The following is an 18,618-nucleotide window of genomic DNA, read 5'->3' as shown; positions in this document are numbered from 1 at the left end:
CCAATCGGTCTGCCCAGTCCTGCGGAACATCTGTCTGCACATGTCTGGAACAGCGAAACTCACTTCGGATCCTCTGACGCGCGATGGCACCAGGTCCGTGGGTTCAACATAAGGGCAGGAGACCGCCGGATTCAATGGGCATAATGCGCGGCAGCGCTAATTTGCTTGCTGTGCGAAGTTTTTTTCGGCCATGAGCAGCGGATTTCCAGGCCGTGGCAGGCGCAAATCGGGTCACGCCGGCGCTTACACGCATAGAGTGTAATGTGATTCTATAGATAATCCGACCGTTGCAGCCCGTATTTCGCCATCTTCTCGTTCAACGTGCGGCGTGGCAGGCACAGCTCTTCCATCACAGCGGCGATCGAGCCCTTGTGCCGCCGCATGGTGTTATCGATCAGCATGCGTTCGAACGCTTCGACATATTCTTTCAGCGGCTTGCCCTCGGTAGTCATCACCGGCTGCATTTCCTCGTGGTCGGACATCAGCAGCGACGCGATGGTGCCGCTGCCGCGTCGGGATTGCAGCACCGCGCGTTCGGCGACGTTGATCAACTGGCGCACATTGCCCGGCCAGGGCGCCTGCAGCAGCTGCGCCGCCTCCTGCGCGGTAACCTGCGGCGTTTCACAACCATATTCCTCGGCGAACTGCTCGGACAGCCGCGTGAACAGGGTCAGGATATCCTCGCCGCGCTGGCGCAGCGGCGGCACCGTGATACGCAGCGCCGCCAGGCGATAGAACAGATCGGGGCGCAACGCATCTTCGCAGGTGCGCCCGGCCTCCTGCAGGTTGCTGATCGCCACCAGCCGGGTTTCCGCCGGCATGCCCTGTTCATTGATCACGCTCAGAAGACGGGCCTGTAACATCTCGCTCAGCGCCTCGATATCCTCCAGCACCAGCGTGCCGCCGCGCGCCTCTTCCATCGCCGGCAACTGTCCGTCCTCGGGCTGCATCGGGCCGAACAGGCGCTTGGCCAGGGCCTCTTCCTCGTAGGCGGCACAGCTGATCAGCACGAATTTCTTGCCGGCACGGCTGCCCACGGCGTGCAGCGCATGCGCCACCAGCGTCTTGCCGGTGCCGGTCTCGCCATCGATCAATACATGCCCGTCGGCCTGCCCCAGATCCAAAATATCCTCGCGCAGACGCTCCATCACCGGACTGGCGCCAATCAGCTTGTTCATCAACTGGGTGCCGTCAGACAGTTCGCGCCGCAGCGCCCGGTTGTCCAGCACCAGACGTCGCGCACTGGTGGCGCGCTTGGCCAGTTCCGACATGCGGTCCGGATTGAACGGTTTTTCCAGGAAATCGAACGCCCCGACGCGCATTGCCTCGACCGCCATCGGCACGTCGCCATGGCCGGTGATCATGATCACCGGCAGCGAACTGTCCGTGCCCATCAGTTTCTTCAGAAACTGCATCCCGTCCATGCCCGGCATCCGGATGTCCGAAATCACGATTCCCGGATATTCTGGCCCCAGCGCCTTCAGCGCCTCTTCGGCGCTGGCAAAAGTCTCGGTGTCATAGCCGGACAGCGCCAGCCACTGGCTGATCGACTGGCGCATGTCCTGCTCGTCGTCCACAATCGCAATCTTCATGGCCTGTGCCATCGCACATCCCCCATCCCTATTCCGCTGCGGCGATATCGCCTTCCAATATCGGCAGCTGCATTTCAAAGACCGCGCCGCCATCGCGGCCGTTGCGCGCGGTCAGCCGCCCGCCCAGATCGTTCACGATGCCCGAAGAGATCGCCAGCCCCAGTCCGACGCCGTCGCCAGGCCGTTTGGTGGTATAGAACGGCTCGAACAGAGACTCCAGATCCTCGATCCCGCTGCCATTGTCGCGCACGGTCAGGGTGGCGGTTTCACCGGCAGCCAAAATGATCTCGACCTCGGGATCGCTGACCGATTTGGTGGCGTCCAGCGCATTGCGCAACAGGTTCACCATCACCTGTTCGATGCGCAGCCGATCCCCCATTACCCAGACCTGATGATCCGGAAGGATACGGGTAATCTGCACCTGGCGCTGGCGCAGCTGCGGCTCCATCATCGTCAGGGACGAGGCCAGTGCATCGCCTATGTTGACGGGCGCCAGGCTGTCTCCGCCCTTGCGGGCATAGGACTTCAGCTGCCGCGTGATCGCGCCCATGCGCTCGATCAGATCGTCGATCCGGCCAAACGAGGACAACGCCTCTTCGGGCCGGTTGCGCCGCAACAGCAGCCGTGCCCCGGCCAGATAGGTCTTCATCGCCGCCAGAGGCTGGTTCAACTCGTGGCTGACAGCGGCCGACATTTCGCCCAGGGCCGCCAGTTTGCTGGATTGCGCCAGCGATTGTTCGGTCACGGCCAGGGTCTCCTGCACCCGTTCGCGCTCGGCGATTTCCCGCTGCAGACGCTTGTTCAATGCGCGCAATTCCACCGACTCACGCTGAAACAGCGCCATGCGCAGCGCCGTGCGGCGGCTGAGCGCGTAAAAGGCCAGGGCCAGCAGGATGGCAAACCCCATGATCTCCAGCGCCAGGATTCCGTTCACCCGCTCGCGGATCGAATTGTAGGTGGTGAAAGACGTCATGCGCCAGCCGCGGAACGGAATACGCCGTTCGGTGCGCATCACCGCCTCGCCCTGCAGATAGGCATCCGCCGGCAGCGCGGTCCAGTCGGCCGTTGCCCGGATGGCGCGTTCGATGGCGCCTTTCGGGGTCTCGCGGCGCAGCGCGTCCTCTTCGCTGAGGCCCCGCCAGCGCGACTCGGTGGACAGAATGATCCGGCCGGTGCTGTCGGTGACCATCACCGCGTCGGAAATGCCACCCCAGGTGCGCTCGAACTGCCGCAGGTCGACCTCGACCACGATCACCCCCAGCTTGTCGGCGCCGCTTTCCAGCCGCCGGGCATAGATGAACCGATAGCCGCCGGATTCACGCTCGATCACGGAGAAGATGGTGTTGTTGGCCCGGATCGCCTCAAAGAAATAGGCCTCGTTGCGGTGTTGCGACCCCAGAAGGTTCCGGTCGGTCGAGGCCACGGTACGTCCGTCGATATCCAGCAGCATCAGCGAGGCGGCGCCGATCTCCTCGACGAACGAGATCAGCCGCTGGGTAGACTGGCTGAAATCGTTCGAGTTCAGTGCCCCGATCAACGTCGGGTCGCGGGCCAGCAATTGCGGCACGATGGCGTTACGCCCCAATTCGCTCTGCAGATTGCCGCTGTACAACGCCAGGCGCAGGCTGGCCCGGTTGCGGGTGCTTTCGGTAAACCGGTCGGCCATCAGCCTGTTGGTCACCCAGATCGTGCCGGCGGCGACCACCAGCAGCAGCACCAGCGCCAGCCGCACCCGCCAGCTGATCCCGTCCGAACGGGGCCAGCCAGAGATCCGCGGTTTTGGCGTGACGGGCATTTTCATGCCTTCAGGCTACTTGCCAATCGGATACGGCTCAAGTCACGCCGGCATCAAAACGCCGGCCAGTCCGCGAAACATTGCCACGCCGTCCGTGCCGCCATGTCCGGCATCCACGGCCCGTTCCGGATGCGGCATCATGCCCAGCACGCGGCGGTTTTCCGACAGGATTCCGGCGATGTCATCCGCCGCTCCGTTGGGGTTTTCGACATAGGAAAACGCCACCCGATCCTGATCGCGCAGCGCTGCCAGCGTGGCCTCATCGGCAAAGTAATTGCCGTCATGATGCGCAATCGGAACGCCAATCACATCCCCGGTCTTGTATTGGGCCGTAAAGGCGCTGTCGCTGCTTTCCACTTTCAGATCAACGGTTTTGCACAGATACTTCAACCCCGCATTGCGCAGCAGCGCACCGGGCAGAATACCGGTCTCGGTGAGAACCTGAAAGCCGTTGCAGATACCGATCGCATAGCCGCCGCGATCCGCATGGGCCCTGAGGGCGCGGCAAATCGGCGACTGCGCCGCAATGGCGCCGCAGCGCAGATAGTCGCCATAAGAGAACCCGCCAGGCACGCCGACGATATCCACATTGTCGGGCAGCTGGGTGTCCTTGTGCCAGACCATCGAGACCTGAAACCCGGCCGCCTGGAACGCCACCGCCAGATCGCGGTCGCAATTCGAACCCGGAAAGACGATGACCGCAGCACGCATCAGCCCATATCCACCGTGTAGGACTCGATCACCGTGTTCGCCAGCAGCTTTTCGCACATCGCCGTCACGTCGCTCTCGCTGGTGCCCTCGGCCAGGTCCAGTTCGATCACCTTGCCCTGGCGCACGGAATTCACGCCGTCAAAGCCCATCGCCCCCAGCGCATGGCGCACGGCCTCGCCCTGCGGGTCCAGAACCCCGTTCTTCAGCATTACATGCACCCGTGCCTTCATCTCTTCATCCTCTGAACGTGGCGCCGCCGCCACGGATTTTCTTGGGGTCTCAATCTTTGGCGCGCGTGTACCGGGCGCCGGTGCGTCAGTTGATCAATGTCGGCTTGGTGACCGATCCGTTGTTCTTGGGTAGGACACCCAGCCGGCGCGCCACTTCGGAGTAGGCATCCGCCAGGTCGCCCAGATCGCGGCGGAACACGTCCTTGTCCAGTTTCTGCCCGGTCTCGATATCCCACAGCCGGCAGCTGTCCGGACTGATCTCGTCGGCGACGATCAGCCGCTGAAAGTCGCCGTCATAGACCCGGCCGATCTCGATCTTGAAATCCACCAGCCGGATGCCGACGGCCAGCATCAGGCCGGACATGAAATCGTTGACCCGCAGCGCCAGGCTGAGAATGTCGTCCATGTCCTGCTGGCTGGCCCAGCCGAAGGCGGCGATATGCTCTTCGGTGACCAGCGGGTCGCCCAAAGCATCGTCCTTGTAACAGTATTCGACGATCGGCCGCGGCAGCTGCGTGCCCTCGTCGATGCCCAGCCGGGTCGACAGGGTGCCCGCCGCATAGTTGCGCACGATCACTTCCAGCGGCACGATCTCGCAGCTGCGCACCAGCTGTTCGCGCATGTTCAGCCGCTTGATAAAGTGAGTCGGCACCCCGATCGCGTTCAACCCGGTCATGAAGAATTCGCTGAGGCGGTTGTTCAGCACGCCCTTGCCGTCGATCACGTCCTTTTTCTGGGCGTTGAAGGCGGTAGCGTCATCCTTGAAATATTGCACGATGGTGCCAGGTTCCGGGCCTTCATACAGGATTTTGGCTTTGCCTTCGTAGATTTTCTTGCGACGCGCCATGGACGACCTTTCAGGAATGACCAGTCCGGATGAATCCCGACCCTGTTTCGCTGCTATAGTGCAAGGGCCGATGTGCCGCAAGCGAACCCGGCATATGGAATGCGGCCAAGGGCCGCGACGGGGGCCGTGCCGCATTCATCTGCAATTCCCGACAAATGGGCGGCTATGCCGCATAAATCTGCCCTTGCACGCCGCAACCCGCGCGTACATATCTTTTGTTGAATTGGACAAATCCAAAGGGATGGCACTTATGACGACATTCGATGACCGCGAACATGCATTCGAAGCGAAATTCGCCCATGACGAGGAAATGCAGTTCAAGGCGATTGCCCGCCGCAACCGGTTGACTGGCCTCTGGGCCGCCGGGCTGCTGGGCAAGACCGGGGATACCGCCGAGGCCTATGCCAAATCGGTGGTTCTGGCGGATTTCGAAGAGGCCGGGCACGAGGACGTGGTGCGTAAGCTGGCCGCCGATCTGGGCGACAAGGCAGACGAGAACGCCATCCGCGCCAAGATGGACGAACTGATGCCCGTCGCCAAAGAGCAGATTCTGAGCGAGACCGAATAACCCCGCACACCGAACCGGGCCTCATGTCCCCCATCGCGGGGACATGTGTGGCGCATGGCCTTGTGCCGCCAGACCCAAGACCGGCAACCGGGCCGGTCCCGCGCCGCGTGGCCGTGGCGCGGGATGTTTTTGTCCTCATGATCAAGATGAGAAATTTCGGTTTGCCGTGGGGCGCTACTCGTGACACACGAGCCGCAGAACCCGGGCGCCGCCCGGTTGCCTGACAGGACAATCCAGCCATGACCAACGCTTTTCTGACCATGCTCGACAGCCACGACGTGATCCTGGCGGATGGCGCCACCGGCACCAACCTGTTCAACATGGGGCTGATGTCGGGCGATGCGCCGGAATTGTGGAATGTCGACGAACCGGCAAAGATCACCGCGCTGTATCTCGGCGCGGTCGAGGCCGGCAGCGATCTGTTTCTGACCAATACCTTTGGCGGCAACGCATCGCGGCTGAAACTGCATGATGCGCAGCGGCGCGTGCGCGAATTGAATCGCGTCGGCGCGGAACTCGGCCGCGAGGTGGCCGATACGGCGGGACGCCCGGTTGTGGTCGCTGGTTCCGTGGGTCCGACCGGCGAGATCATGGAACCCGTCGGTGCCCTGAGCCACGCGCTGGCGGTCGAGATGTTCCACGAACAGGCGGACGGGCTGAAAGACGGCGGCGTCGATGTCCTGTGGCTGGAGACCATCAGCGCACCGGAGGAATACGCCGCCGCCGCCGAGGCGTTCGCGCTGGTCGATCTGCCCTGGTGCGGCACGATGAGTTTCGACACCGCCGGGCGCACCATGATGGGCGTGACGTCGGCCGCGATGGCCGATCTGGTCGAAACGCTGGACAACCCGCCCCTGGCCTTTGGCGCCAATTGCGGCACCGGTGCATCGGATCTGCTGCGCACGGTTCTGGGCTTTGCCGCCCAGGGCACCGAACGCCCGATCATTGCCAAGGGCAATGCCGGCATCCCGAAATATGTCGATGGCCATATCCATTATGACGGCACGCCTGAGCTGATGGGCGACTATGCGGCGATGGCGCGCGATTGCGGCGCCAAGATCATCGGCGGCTGCTGCGGCACCATGCCCGAACACCTGCGCCACATGCGCGAGGCGTTGGACACCCGCCCCCGTGGCGATCGCCCGGCGCTGGAACAGATCACCGCCGCCTTGGGCGCATTCAGCTCGATCGGTGACGGCACGGGCGAGGACACCGCCCCGACCCGCCAGCGCCGAGGCCGCCGCCGGGGGTGACAGGTTCACCTGCCGATACCGCGTTCCTCGAGACACCCGGAATGGTCGGAAACGTGAATATGACAGCGTAATCTGCTGTTATTAAAAGTAAAACAAATCGAGCGGCAAATCCTGACCGTCCTCGCGTGTTTCGCACGGCCTCCCAAGCTGCTAGTCTGGCCGGGGAGGACAGAGAGGACGTCATGACCGGGATCAAGACGCAGAAGCATCGCGACTATGTGGGCGTCGTCACAAATACCCAGATCTGGGACGATTTCGCGCTGCGCCCGGACGACGTTATCGTCAACACACCTCCGAAATGCGGCACGACCTGGATGCTGAACATCGTGATGATGCTGATTTTCGGGCAGGTCGTGCCGGAGGCCGGAGGCTCACAGCACGCGCCCTGGCTGGACTGTGCCTTTCGCGACCGCAAGGCCATCGCGGCCTTTCTGGACGGGCTGGACCGGCGGCGCTGCATCAAGAGCCACACGCCGATGGACGGCATCCCCTATGGACCCGATCCGACCTATGTCGTCGTCTACCGTCACCCGGTCGATATGCACTTTTCGATGCGCACCCATGCCGCGAACATGCGCACCGACTGGCTGGACTACATGTTTCCCTTGGACCAGCGCGCCGGGTTCCGCCGATTCGTCGATGCACCACTCACCGGTTCCGGCACTGACGACCTGACGGTTGCCTCGATGGTGCATCACTATCGGCAGGCGAAAGCCCGCGCCGCGGCCGGAAATGTGCATTTCTTTCACTATGCCGATCTGACACGCGATCTGCCGGGGCAGGTAAATCGTCTGGCAGACATCCTGGGTTACCGCCTGTCCGACGACCTGCGCGACGCCGTCGCCGATGCCACCAGTTTCAATCAGATGCGCAAGGCGGTCCAGGACAGCCCGCGCCGGTTTTCCAGGGATACCCTGTTCAACGATCTGGCCGACTTTTACGCCTCGGGCACCTCGCAGAAATGGCAGGGTCGGCTGAGCCCGGCAGATATGGCCCATTATGATACCCGCATCGCCGACCTGCTGCCGCGAGAGGACATTGCCTGGCTGCAATGGGGCGACGCGGCTGCGGCCTGAGACGCCGGCGCCGGGGTCAGAACAGCCTTAACTGATCGCCGGAACGCGCCGGTGCCGCGAACAGATCGCAGCGCAGCGGTGCCGTGGCTCGATCCAGCCCCAGCCGCCGCGCCGCTGCGGCAAACCGCTGCCCCAGCATCTTTGCATAGGGTCCCTCACCGCGCATCCGGTGCCCCCAGCGGGCATCGTAATCCTTGCCGCCATGCATCTCGCGCAGACGCGCCATCACCTTGGCCGCCCGGCCCGGTTCGTGCTCGGCCAGCCAGTCCTGCCAGAGGACCGACACCTCGCGCGGCAGGCGCAACATGATCCAGCTGGCGGCATCCGCCCCGGCCGCTGCGCCCGCGGCCAGCAGCGCTTCGATCTCGTGATCGGTCAGCCCCGGCACGATGGGCGATGTCATCAGACGCACCGGTATCCCCGCCCGCACCAGCCGCCGGATGCAACGCAGCCGCCGCTCCGGGGCCGGCGCGCGCGGCTCCATCCGGCGGCTCAGATCGGCGTTCAGCGTGGTCAGCGACACGCCGACGCGCACAAGCCCCCGCGCCGCCATCGGCGCCAGGATGTCGATGTCCCGTTCGATCAGCGCGCCCTTGGTCACGATGGCCACCGGATGGTGAAACCGGGCCAGAACGTTGAGGCAGGCGCGCATGATCCGGTGTTGTGTCTCGATCGGCTGGTACGGGTCGGTGTTGGTGCCCACCGCAATCGGCGCCACGCGATAGCGCCGCGCCCGCAATTCGCGTTCCAGCACCGCGGCGGCGTCGGGACGGGCCACCAGACGGGTTTCGAAATCCAGCCCCGGCGACAGGCCCAGATAGGCATGGGTTGGACGCGCAAAACAGTAGACGCATCCATGTTCGCAGCCGCGATAGGGGTTGATCGAGCGGTCAAACGGCAGGTCCGGCGACCGGTTATAGGTGATCAGGCGGCGCGGCCGCTCATAGCGGATCTCGGTGCGCAACACGCCGTGCGGGTCGGGCGCGTCTGCCCAGCCATCGGCCTCGGGCACCCGCGCCAGATCGAAGCGCCCGCTGTCATTGCTGGCCGCGCCGCGCCCGCGCCGGCGCACCGGATCCACTTTGTTTTGTGTCGCCATGTCAAATCTTAGAACATTTAGCGAACATTATCAACGAACCCGCGGTCAGGGCCATCATCTCTATGTGCAACCTTCATTATCAATCCGCCGAAATCGGCGATAAGGTCGGTTGCAGCGCCGTCAATGTCGCAATCATTGCAGTCCGTGGGCGGTCAAATGGCAAAAAGGACCACAAGTTGGTCAACCGGGGCCCGGCCCCGCACAGTAAGGAAGCGCGCGCATGTCGGATGAAGATGACATCATCCTGTCGGAACTGGACGACGAGGAACTGGTCCAGCAGATGTTCGACGACCTTTATGACGGTCTCAAGGAAGAGATCGAGGAAGGCGTCAATATCCTGCTGGAACGCGAATGGGCCCCTTATGATATCCTGACCAAGGCCCTGGTCGGCGGCATGACCATCGTCGGCGCCGATTTCCGCGACGGAATCCTGTTCGTGCCCGAGGTGCTGCTGGCCGCCAACGCGATGAAAGGCGGCATGGCGATCCTGAAACCGCTTTTGGCCGAAACCGGCGCCCCGCGCGTCGGCAAGATGGTGATCGGCACCGTCAAGGGCGACATCCACGACATCGGCAAGAACCTGGTCAGCATGATGATGGAAGGCGCCGGTTTCGAAGTCGTCGATCTGGGCATCAACAACCCGGTCGAGAATTATCTGGAAGCGCTGGAAAAGGAAGAACCCGACATTCTGGGCATGTCGGCGCTGCTGACCACCACCATGCCGTATATGAAAGTGGTGATCGACACGCTGATCGAACAGGGCAAGCGCGACGATTACATCGTGCTGGTGGGCGGCGCGCCGCTGAACGAAGAATTCGGAAAGGCCATCGGCGCCGATGCCTATTGCCGGGACGCCGCCGTGGCGGTGGAAACCGCCAAGGACTTCGTCGGCCGCAAGCACAACCGCATGAGCGCCTGAGCCGCGGTCCAGCCCGTTTTCAGACCCGCCCCAGGCGGGTCTGGCAAGAACCGGAGGTTGCATGGCAGATCTCAGCGATCACAGCCTGACCGAAAACGGTCTGGCCCCCTCGCGAACCGGGCGCGTGCTGCTGATCGCCTGCGGTGCGCTGGCGCGCGAGATTCTCGACCTCAAGGCCCGCAACGGCTGGGACCATATGGACCTGACCTGTCTGCCGGCGATCCTGCACAACCATCCCGACCGGATCACCGCCGCCGTGGAAGAGGCGATCGGCAAACATCGCGCGCGCTACGACAAGGTTTTTGTCGTCTATGCCGATTGCGGCACCGGCGGGCAATTGCAGGCCGCCTGCGACCGGTTGGGGGTCGAGATGGTGCGCGGCCCGCATTGCTATTCCTTTTACGAGGGCAATGACACCTTTGCCGAACATGCCGACGAGATCAGCGCGTTCTACCTGACCGATTTCCTGGCCCGGCAATTCGATGCATTTGTCTGGAAACCCCTGGGGCTGGATCGCTATCCCGAGATGCGCCACACCATTTTCGGCAACTACACCAAGCTGGTCTATCTGGCCCAGACCGACGATCCCGACCTGACCGCGCGGGCACAGGGTTATGCCCAGCGTCTGGGGCTGGACTTTGAACGCCGCGCCACGGGTTATGGGGATCTGGACCGCACCCTCAGCGACTGGGCCGGGCAATAGTACCGATGCGGCGGCCATTGTCCTGACACCGGTCTCCGGGCTAGTCTCGTACACAGCACGTTCCCGCCGAGGGCCTGCCGGTCCGCTTCAAGTCAACGAGGTTACCATGTTTCGCATCGCAAAATTCTCTTTCATTCCGCTGATCAGCCTGGTGGCAGCCTGCGCGAATTCCGGAGCGAATTACAAACCGGTCATCGACGGAGCCGTCGGTCCCAACTATGGCACCGACCTGGCCCAATGCCAGTCGCTGGCCGCATCCGATGCCCAGGTAGACGGCAGCACCGCGGGCGCCGTTGCCGCTGGTGCCGGCCTGGGCGCGGCTTCCTCGGTGATCTGGGAAGGCAACAGCAGCAATGCCGGCGAAGCGGCGGCCGTCGGCGCGCTGGCCGGTCTGACCTCGAACGCGGTCCGCAAGAACGAGAAACGCGAATCCATCGTCAGGAACTGCATGCGCAATCGCGGCTACAACGTCGTCGGCTGACCCCTTGGACAGGGCTGCGGGGCCGTGTCAGGCGGCCTCTCCCCGTGTCCGGCGCGATTCAGACCCGTTCGGACGCAACGCTGCGAATGCGGTCGATCATCGAGCGCAGACCATTGCTGCGCTGCGCGGACAGGTGATCGTTCAATTCCAGCCGCGCCAGTTCCGCGCGCGCGTCCACCGCTGGAACCTGGGAAACCTCCAGCCCGTTATACAACGCCCGCAACACCGCGATCAGCCCGTTGACGATCATCGCGTCGCTTTCGCCATCGAACTGGAACGTGCCGTCCTCGATTTTCGGATGCAGCCAGACCTGACTGGCGCATCCGGTGACTTTGGTGGCGGGCACTTTCAGTGCCTCATCCAGCGGCGCCATCGCCTTGCCGCGCTCGATCACATAGCGATACCGGTCTTCCCAATCCTCCAGGAATTCGAAATCCTCGACAATCTCTTCAAAGGCGGCAGTGGCCATGGGTTTTCCTCTGGAACGCTAGACCTCTGAGTTAGGCCCCCTGCCCGCCCCTGTCCAGTCCTGCCTTGCGCCTTTTCAACGCTCTGCGGATGCGGTAACCCCTGATCAAGCATTTGCAAGCGGCGAGTTGGCATGAAAAAGACCCTGACATTCCTGATGGTGGCCGGCCTGATCGTGAGCGGTTGCGGCTGGCAGAATTCCCGGATCAACCCGACGAACTGGGGGAAATCCAGAACCCAGACCGTCGCGTCCGCAGAGGTGCAGAATACACTGATCCCGAAACAGCGTGACAGTCTGCTTCGCAAGGACGAGGCAGTGGACAATTCCGTGCTGATCGCCCAGGTCACCAGGTTGCAGATCGACCGCACCCCCACAGGCGCGATCATCCTGGCCGAGGGTCTGGCCAGCCGGCAGGGCGCCTATGGCGCCGAACTGCGTGCTACGCATCCTGATCTGGTGTCCAAGGACGGGGTGCTGGAGCTGGATTTCCGCGTGACCTATCCGATCGACAATACCGCCGTCGGCAGCGAGCGGACGCGCAAGGTGGTGAACGCCATTTCCATGACCACGCAGGATTTGGCAAATGTCCGCAAGGTCCGCGTCAAGGGCGCGCAGAACGCGCTGGAATCACGCCGCCGCTGATCCGGCGGGCATATTCCGGCGCCAATTCCGAAACCGCCGGCAGCCGGGCGGTCAGAGTTCGACCACGGTCACCGACTGGCCCTTGGCCGCCAGACCGATCCGGCCTTCGCACAGCCGCAGCGCGTCCTGCCCAAACACCTCGTGCCGCCATCCCGTCAGCGCCGGGACATCGCGCATCCCGGCAGCGATCGCGTCCAGATCGGCGCTGGGGGCGATCAGTTTCGCCGCCACGCCGAAACTTTCGGTCTTGGATTTCAGCAGCACCCTCAGCAGATCCGCCAGAGCCGGGTTGACCTGCAGCTTTTCCCGGCTGCGGTCGGGTTTCGGCATGTCTTCGGGCGGGCAGTTCAAGCCCTGCGCGACCGCCGCCAGAATCCCGTCGGCGATGGCGCCGCGCCGCGCCTCGCGCAGCAACAGCCGCAGCCCGCCCAGATCGGATGGCGTGCGCGGCTTGGTCGAGGCCAGTTCCACCAACGCATCGTCCTTGAACACCCGGTTACGCGGGACATTGTTTTCCTGGGCGTAACGTTCGCGAAACGCCGCCAACTCGCGTACCACCGCCAGAAAGCGCGGCGAGTTGGTGCGTGTCTTGACCCGGCGCCAGGCCTCTTCGGGCTGGACGTCATAGGTCGCGGGGTTGGTCAGGATCCGCAGCTCTTCGGCCACCCAGCGGGTGCGGTTGGTCTTTGCCAGTTCGGCGGCCAGGAATTCGTAGATCTGGCGCAGATGGGTGACATCGGCGAGGGCGTATTTCTTTTGCGCGTCGCTCAGAGGGCGGCGGGACCAGTCGGTAAAACGCGAACTCTTGTCCACCGAGGCGCGGGCGATCTTGCGCACCAGCGTCTCGTACCCCGCCTGTTCGCCAAAGCCGCAGACCATCGCCGCGACCTGGGTATCAAACAGCGGCTCGGGAAAGACCCTTGCCTCGACCCAGAAAATTTCCAGATCCTGACGTGCCGCGTGAAACACCTTGACCACGTTGGTGTCGCGGAACAGGTCATACAGCGGCTCCAGCGACAGGCCTTTGGCCAGCGGGTCCACCAGCACTGCATCGGTGTCGTCGCTGCCCGGCAGGGCCAGCTGCACCAGGCACAGTTTGGAATAATAGGTGCGTTCACGCAGGAATTCGGTGTCGACCGTCACATATGGTTGATCATGCGCCCGTTTGCAGAATGCGGTCAGGTCTTCGGTGGTGGTCAGAGTCTTCATCTCGTCCGGATTTCTTGTTCTTGTTGTTATTCTTGTCGGCAGTGGCGGCGGGCAAAGCGCGCCTGCCGCAGTCATAGTTCAATCGCCACCGATTGGAAACCGCGACACGGCCCGTCGCGCCCGGGCCCGGTTACGGCCGGCGATGCGCGGCGTTCAGGACAGACAGACCGGCGTTCGGTCCCTGGCAGCAAAGCGGCGCAGAACGGCCGGGTACAAGCGGTGTTCCTGTACCAGCACCCGCGCGGCCAGGCTGTCCGGCGTGTCTCCGGGCAGAATACGCACCCGCGCCTGCCCCAGGATCGGGCCGTCATCCAGTGCGGCGGTGACCTCGTGCACGCTGCAGCCATGTTCCGTGTCACCGGCCGCCAACGCGCGTTCATGCGTATGCAGCCCCTTGTATTTCGGCAGCAAGGACGGATGGATGTTCAGCATCCGCCCCTGCCAGTGCGACACGAAATTCGCCGTCAGCACCCGCATGAACCCGGCCAGGCACAGGATGTCCGGCGCCGCCGCAATCAGGGGCTTCATCAACTCGGCCTCAAAGGCGGCGCGGTCGCCGCGAAACGGACGGTGATCGACGCTGGCCACCGGCACGCCCCGCGCCCGGGCCTTGACCAGACCGCCGGCATCGGCATCGTTGGACAGGACCAGACAGGGCCGCGCCGGGTGATCGCCCACCATGCTGTCCAGCAGCGCCACCATGTTCGAGCCGCCGCCGGAAATCAGGATCGCGACGCGTTTGTGGCTCACGACAGGTTGCCCCTATACTGCACCCCCGGCTGGTTGGTGACGGTGCCGATATGATGCACGATCTCACCACAGCGCTGCAGCACGTCGGTGATCAGGTTGGCCCGGTCCGGATCGCAGACCAGAACCATGCCGATGCCGCAGTTGAACGTCTTGAGCATCTCGTCCTGCGCGATTTCGCCGACCCCGGCCATCCAGGTGAACACACCTGGCAGGTTCCAGGCGCCCAGATCAACGGTGGCGCCCAGCCCCTCGGGCAGTACCCGCGGCAGGTTTTCGGTCAGCCCGCCGCCGGTGATATGGGCCAGCGCATGCACGCCGCCGAGCTCGATCGCCTGCAGCGCCGGCTTGACATACAGTCGTGTCGGCGTCAGCAGCGCGTCGCCCAGCCGGCCCTCGCCAAACGGGCTGTCGGCCTGCCATCCCAGCCCCGACATGTCTACCAGCCGGCGGACCAGCGAAAAGCCGTTGGAATGCACGCCGTCGCTGGCCAGGCCCAGCAGCACGTCGCCGCGCGCAACGTCCCGGGGCAGCGCCCCGCCCCGCTCGATGGCGCCCACGGCAAAGCCGGCCAGGTCGAAATCGCCCGGCGGATACATGCCCGGCATCTCGGCGGTCTCGCCGCCGATCAGCGCACAGCCCGAGCCTTCGCAGCCCCGCGCGATACCCTCGATAATGCGGGCCGCAGTCTCGGTTTCCAGCTTGCCGGTGGCGAAATAGTCCAGAAAGAACAACGGCTCGGCCCCCTGGCAGACCAGGTCGTTGACGCACATCGCCACCAGATCGACGCCGACTCCGTCCACCGCGCCGGTGTCGATGGCGATGCGCAGCTTGGTGCCGACCCCGTCGGTCGCGGCCACCAGCACCGGGTCGTCATAGCCTGCCGCCCTGAGATCGAACAGCGCGCCAAACCCGCCCAGACCGCCAGTCACCCCGGGGCGCGTGGTGCGTTTGGCCGCCGGCTTGATCCGCTCGACCAGCGCGTTGCCCGCGTCGATATCCACCCCCGCCTCGGCATAGGTGATGCCGGTCCTGCCCGTCGTCATGCGCCACTTCCTTTCGCTGTCTGCGCGCGGCCTAGTCGATTGCGCCGCGCTATGCAACAAAAGGCTGCACTGCTGCCCCTTGACGCGCCCGTCCACCGTGATACGCAACAGACAGGCGGGCCTGTAGCTCAATTGGTTAGAGCAGAGCGCTCATAACGCTTTGGTTGCGGGTTCAAGTCCTGCCGGGCCTACCAATTCAACAGCTTAAGCTCCGCCCCGGCGACGGGACCCTTGCCGAACCGCGAGACCGCGAATCGACGCCCGGACACGTGCCGGCACAGCAGCAAAAGCGCCAGCGCGACAATGGTTTCCGGCAGCGCGTACCTATATCATGTCTGTATCGTCCGCATCCATCATCCGTATCCGGACCAGCGGCTGCGCCGCACGGGGGCCGGGTGCACGTCACGGAGGCTCTGTCATGTCCTGGTCTTTTTCCATCGGCCGTCTGTTCGGATCCGAGCTGCGGGTGCATGTCACCTTTTTCCTGCTGCTGGCCTGGATCGGCTTTGCTGCCTATTCCGATCAGGGGCCGGCGGCCGCGCTGCAGAGCGTGCTGTTCGTACTGGCCCTGTTTGCCTGTGTCGTGGCGCATGAATTCGGCCACGCGCTGACGGCACGCCGCTACGGGATCGCCACGCCTGACATAACCCTGTTGCCGATTGGCGGGCTGGCGCGGCTGGAAAGAATGCCGGAAAACCCGCGCCACGAGATTCTGGTCGCGCTGGCCGGACCGGCGGTGAACATTCTGATCTGGGCGGTTCTGGTGCTGGTCCTGCGGGTCGACATGCCTGCGGGGCCGATGAACCGGATCGACCCGGGCGCGCAGAACTTTCTGGGGCAGCTGGCCATGGTCAACCTGTTTCTGGCGGTGTTCAACATGATCCCGGCCTTTCCGATGGATGGCGGCCGGGTGTTGCGCGCGGCGCTCAGCCTGTGGACGAACCGGGTGCGCGCCACCCGCATCGCTGCCGCTGCCGGACAGGTCGTGGCCTTTCTGCTGGGATTTCTGGGGCTCAGTTCGGGCAATCCGCTGCTGGTGCTGATCGCGGTTTTCGTGTTCTTCGCCGCCTCGGCCGAAAGTCAGGATGTGGCGATGCAGGCGGTGGCCCGGCGCCTGCAGGCCCGCGAGGCGATGATCACCTGTTTCGAAAGCCTGACGCCGGGCGACAGTCTGGACGCCGCCGCTGCTGCGGTGATCCGCTCGACCCAGCACGAGTTTCCGGTGATCGACAGTGACGGCACGCTGCAGGGGTTTCTGACCCGCGACGCCCTGTTCCACGCTCTTGTGCAGCAATCCGGGCATTCGCCGGCGGGACCCACGCCGCAAGACAAGCGGGTGTCGGGCATCATGCAGACCGACATTCCGCGCGTCGGCCTGTCGACCGGCCTGACCAAGGTGCTGGATCAGTTGCATGCCGGCGCCCCGGCGGTCGCGGTCTGCACGCCGGACGGACAGCTGATCGGCTATATCACGCCGGAAAACATCGGCGAGTTGATGGTGATCAAGGGGCGGTCGGCCTAGCGCGCCGCCAGCGCGTCGCGCAGCACGGCCAGCACCTGATCACGCGGCACGTCGGTGGTGACAAAGGCCTGCCCGATGTCGCGCGCAAGCACAAAGCGCAACTGGCCGTCGACAACCTTCTTGTCCTGGCCCATCAGCTCCAGCAGCGCCTCGGCAGCGGGCAGGTCGCCGTCGATATCGGCCAGGTCGGTCTTCATGCCCATGGCGCGCAGATGCGCCCGCACCCGGCTGGGGCATTCCTGGCTGCACAGCCCCAGACGCGCCGACAATTCGAACGCCAGCGCACAGCCGATGGCGACGCCCTCGCCATGCAGCAGCCGGTCGGAATAGCCCGTCGCCGACTCGAGCGCGTGACAGAACGTATGGCCCAGATTCAGCAACGCCCGGTCGCCCTGCTCGGTCTCGTCGCGGGCGACGATCTCGGCCTTCATCTGCACCGAACGCGTGACCGCGCGCACCCGCGTTTCCATGTCGCCCGCCGCCAGGGCGGGACCGTTGTCTTCGAGCCAGGCGAAGAATTCGGCATCGCCCAGCAGCCCGTATTTCACCACCTCGCCATAGCCGGCCAGAAAATCGCGCGGACGCAGCGAGGTCAGGATAGAGGTATCCGCCAGCACCAGCGAAGGCTGGTGAAAGGCGCCGATCAGGTTCTTACCCTGCGGCGCGTTGATACCGGTCTTGCCGCCCACGGAACTGTCGACCTGCGCCAGCAGCGAGGTCGGGATCTGCACGAACCGCACGCCCCGGCGCAGCACAGCGGCGGCAAACCCCACCAGATCGCCGATGACCCCGCCCCCCAGCGCCACAACGATGTCGTTGCGCTCGATCTTCTGGTCCAGCAGCCATTCAACGGTGCGGCTGAATTGCGGCCAGCCCTTGGTGGCCTCGCCCGGCGGCAGGGCCAATGCCTGCATCGCGATACCGGCCTCTGCCAGACCCTCGCGCAGGCTCTGCAAATGCAGATCGGCAACATTCTCGTCGGTGACCACGGCCACTTTAGGGCGTCGCAGCAGGGGCAGAATTCGCCGTCCCGCATCGGCCATCAGATCGGGTCCGATCACCACCTCGTAGGATCGCGCCCCCAGCGCGACAGGCACGGTTTGCAGCATCAGTTCGGCTCCAGTACATCCGGGCGGCTCGCCAGCACGTGTATCACGCGATCCACCATGTCTTCGATCGAGGCGCGCCCGTCGGACAGCACCGACAGATCCGCCAGGGCATAGATCGGCACCCGGACCCGATAAATCTCGCTCAGGGTGGCGCGCGGGTCCGGGGTGCGCAGCAAGGGCCGCGTATCCTTGTGTTTGACGCGGTTCCACAGCACGTTCAGATCGGCATTCAGCCAGACCGAGACGCCGCGTTCGGAAATCATCCGCCGGTTCGCCTCGGACAGAAAAGCGCCGCCGCCGGTGGACAGCACGCCGCATTCCTCGTCCAGCAGGCGGGCGATGATCTGGCTTTCCTTGAGGCGAAAAAACGCCTCGCCATCGCGCTGAAAAATCTCGGGCACCGTCATGTTGGCAGCGCATTCGATTTCGGCATCGCTGTCCAGGAACGGCACATTCAGACGCACCGCCAGGGCACGGCCCACGGCGGTCTTGCCGGCCCCCATCATGCCGACCATCACCACCGTCTTTTTCAGGTGGCCGCCGGGACGCAGTTGCGTGGAATTTGTGCTGTTTTGCTCAATTTCGCTCATTTTGCCCTGA

20 protein-coding genes and 1 tRNA gene are annotated in these 18,618 nt (G+C 64.1%); 9 read left to right on the top strand and 12 right to left on the bottom strand.

Translation table 11 applies throughout. The features are described 5' to 3' along the window. Positions 1 to 269: 269 nt before the first annotated feature. From ACFMPD_RS05070 to purC, 5 genes are all read right to left on the bottom strand, one after another. Entirely contained in the window at positions 270 to 1,604 is a 1,335-nt protein-coding gene (locus ACFMPD_RS05070) for a sigma-54-dependent transcriptional regulator (protein WP_380992466.1), read from the bottom strand. Positions 1,605 to 1,620: 16 nt separating this feature from the next. Further along, positions 1,621 to 3,393 carry a sensor histidine kinase gene (locus ACFMPD_RS05065; protein WP_380992464.1) on the bottom strand — a complete coding sequence of 591 codons (1,773 nt, stop codon included), beginning with the start codon at positions 3,391 to 3,393 and terminating at the stop codon, positions 1,621 to 1,623. Positions 3,394 to 3,429: 36 nt separating this feature from the next. After that, the gene (gene purQ / locus ACFMPD_RS05060) at positions 3,430 to 4,098 is read right to left on the bottom strand and encodes a phosphoribosylformylglycinamidine synthase subunit PurQ (protein ID WP_380992462.1); all 669 of its coding nucleotides are present in this window, start codon (positions 4,096 to 4,098) and stop codon (positions 3,430 to 3,432) included. Then, a complete protein-coding gene (gene purS, locus ACFMPD_RS05055) occupies positions 4,098 to 4,328 on the bottom strand; it encodes a phosphoribosylformylglycinamidine synthase subunit PurS (RefSeq protein ID WP_380992461.1) in 231 nt (76 codons plus the stop codon). The genes purQ and purS overlap by 1 nt, the downstream gene beginning before the upstream one ends. A gap of 85 nt (positions 4,329 to 4,413) precedes the next feature. Continuing rightward, positions 4,414 to 5,175 (bottom strand): phosphoribosylaminoimidazolesuccinocarboxamide synthase, encoded by a 762-nt coding sequence (gene purC, locus ACFMPD_RS05050; RefSeq protein ID WP_380992459.1) that lies wholly within the window; start codon positions 5,173 to 5,175, stop codon positions 4,414 to 4,416. Between the two features lie 250 nt (positions 5,176 to 5,425). Here purC and ACFMPD_RS05045 point away from each other — a divergent pair, with 250 nt between their 5' ends. The 3 genes from ACFMPD_RS05045 to ACFMPD_RS05035 all read left to right on the top strand — a co-directional run bounded on the left by ACFMPD_RS05045 (position 5,426) and on the right by ACFMPD_RS05035 (position 8,072). Further along, a complete protein-coding gene (locus ACFMPD_RS05045) occupies positions 5,426 to 5,743 on the top strand; it encodes a DUF1476 domain-containing protein (RefSeq protein ID WP_380992457.1) in 318 nt (105 codons plus the stop codon). Positions 5,744 to 5,982: 239 nt separating this feature from the next. Further along, complete coding sequence (gene bmt / locus ACFMPD_RS05040; RefSeq protein WP_380992455.1) at positions 5,983 to 6,996, top strand: betaine--homocysteine S-methyltransferase; 1,014 nt, start codon at positions 5,983 to 5,985, stop codon at positions 6,994 to 6,996. 182 nt (positions 6,997 to 7,178) lie between these two features. Beyond that, positions 7,179 to 8,072, top strand: a complete 894-nt coding sequence (locus ACFMPD_RS05035; protein ID WP_380992453.1) for a sulfotransferase domain-containing protein — start codon at positions 7,179 to 7,181, stop codon at positions 8,070 to 8,072. A 16-nt stretch (positions 8,073 to 8,088) separates the two neighbouring features. Here the strand turns inward: ACFMPD_RS05035 and ACFMPD_RS05030 are convergent, their stop codons facing one another. Beyond that, on the bottom strand, positions 8,089 to 9,171 hold the full coding sequence (locus ACFMPD_RS05030; protein WP_380992451.1) for a PA0069 family radical SAM protein: 1,083 nt from the start codon (positions 9,169 to 9,171) through the stop codon (positions 8,089 to 8,091). A 220-nt stretch (positions 9,172 to 9,391) separates the two neighbouring features. Here ACFMPD_RS05030 and ACFMPD_RS05025 point away from each other — a divergent pair, with 220 nt between their 5' ends. From ACFMPD_RS05025 to ACFMPD_RS05015, 3 genes are all read left to right on the top strand, one after another. Next, positions 9,392 to 10,090 (top strand): corrinoid protein, encoded by a 699-nt coding sequence (locus tag ACFMPD_RS05025; protein ID WP_380992449.1) that lies wholly within the window; start codon positions 9,392 to 9,394, stop codon positions 10,088 to 10,090. A gap of 61 nt (positions 10,091 to 10,151) precedes the next feature. Further along, complete coding sequence (locus ACFMPD_RS05020; protein ID WP_380992447.1) at positions 10,152 to 10,793, top strand: DUF1638 domain-containing protein; 642 nt, start codon at positions 10,152 to 10,154, stop codon at positions 10,791 to 10,793. A gap of 106 nt (positions 10,794 to 10,899) precedes the next feature. Beyond that, complete coding sequence (locus tag ACFMPD_RS05015; protein WP_380992445.1) at positions 10,900 to 11,274, top strand: glycine zipper family protein; 375 nt, start codon at positions 10,900 to 10,902, stop codon at positions 11,272 to 11,274. A gap of 58 nt (positions 11,275 to 11,332) precedes the next feature. Here ACFMPD_RS05015 and ACFMPD_RS05010 read toward each other — a convergent pair whose 3' ends face one another. Beyond that, positions 11,333 to 11,743, bottom strand: a complete 411-nt coding sequence (locus ACFMPD_RS05010) for a SufE family protein (RefSeq protein ID WP_380992443.1) — start codon at positions 11,741 to 11,743, stop codon at positions 11,333 to 11,335. A gap of 132 nt (positions 11,744 to 11,875) precedes the next feature. On the opposite strand from ACFMPD_RS05010, the gene ACFMPD_RS05005 reads away from it, so the two are divergent. Continuing rightward, the gene (locus ACFMPD_RS05005; RefSeq protein WP_380992441.1) at positions 11,876 to 12,385 is read left to right on the top strand and encodes a hypothetical protein; all 510 of its coding nucleotides are present in this window, start codon (positions 11,876 to 11,878) and stop codon (positions 12,383 to 12,385) included. Between the two features lie 51 nt (positions 12,386 to 12,436). Here ACFMPD_RS05005 and rnd read toward each other — a convergent pair whose 3' ends face one another. From rnd to purM, 3 genes are all read right to left on the bottom strand, one after another. Next, positions 12,437 to 13,594 (bottom strand): ribonuclease D, encoded by a 1,158-nt coding sequence (gene rnd / locus ACFMPD_RS05000; protein WP_380992439.1) that lies wholly within the window; start codon positions 13,592 to 13,594, stop codon positions 12,437 to 12,439. Positions 13,595 to 13,747: 153 nt separating this feature from the next. Then, positions 13,748 to 14,344 (bottom strand): phosphoribosylglycinamide formyltransferase, encoded by a 597-nt coding sequence (gene purN / locus ACFMPD_RS04995; RefSeq protein WP_380992437.1) that lies wholly within the window; start codon positions 14,342 to 14,344, stop codon positions 13,748 to 13,750. Beyond that, entirely contained in the window at positions 14,341 to 15,387 is a 1,047-nt protein-coding gene (gene purM / locus ACFMPD_RS04990; protein WP_380992435.1) for a phosphoribosylformylglycinamidine cyclo-ligase, read from the bottom strand. Before purM ends, purN begins: the two co-directional genes overlap by 4 nt. A 117-nt stretch (positions 15,388 to 15,504) precedes the next feature. On the opposite strand from purM, the gene ACFMPD_RS04985 reads away from it, so the two are divergent. Next, positions 15,505 to 15,581, top strand: a tRNA-Ile gene (locus ACFMPD_RS04985). Positions 15,582 to 15,805: 224 nt separating this feature from the next. Beyond that, positions 15,806 to 16,909: a site-2 protease family protein gene (locus ACFMPD_RS04980; protein WP_380992433.1), complete on the top strand. Its 1,104-nt coding sequence runs from the start codon at positions 15,806 to 15,808 to the stop codon at positions 16,907 to 16,909. Here ACFMPD_RS04980 and aroB read toward each other — a convergent pair. Continuing rightward, complete coding sequence (gene aroB, locus ACFMPD_RS04975; RefSeq protein ID WP_380992431.1) at positions 16,906 to 18,018, bottom strand: 3-dehydroquinate synthase; 1,113 nt, start codon at positions 18,016 to 18,018, stop codon at positions 16,906 to 16,908. The two genes, ACFMPD_RS04980 and aroB, sit on opposite strands and share 4 nt — an antisense overlap. Next, on the bottom strand, positions 18,018 to 18,608 hold the full coding sequence (locus ACFMPD_RS04970) for a shikimate kinase (RefSeq protein WP_380992429.1): 591 nt from the start codon (positions 18,606 to 18,608) through the stop codon (positions 18,018 to 18,020). Before ACFMPD_RS04970 ends, aroB begins: the two co-directional genes overlap by 1 nt. Positions 18,609 to 18,618 lie beyond the last annotated feature (10 nt).

Source organism: Sedimentitalea sediminis (assembly GCF_042687825.1).
Classification (GTDB): Bacteria; Pseudomonadota; Alphaproteobacteria; order Rhodobacterales; family Rhodobacteraceae; genus Sedimentitalea.
This window is presented reverse-complemented; position numbering and strand designations above follow the sequence as displayed.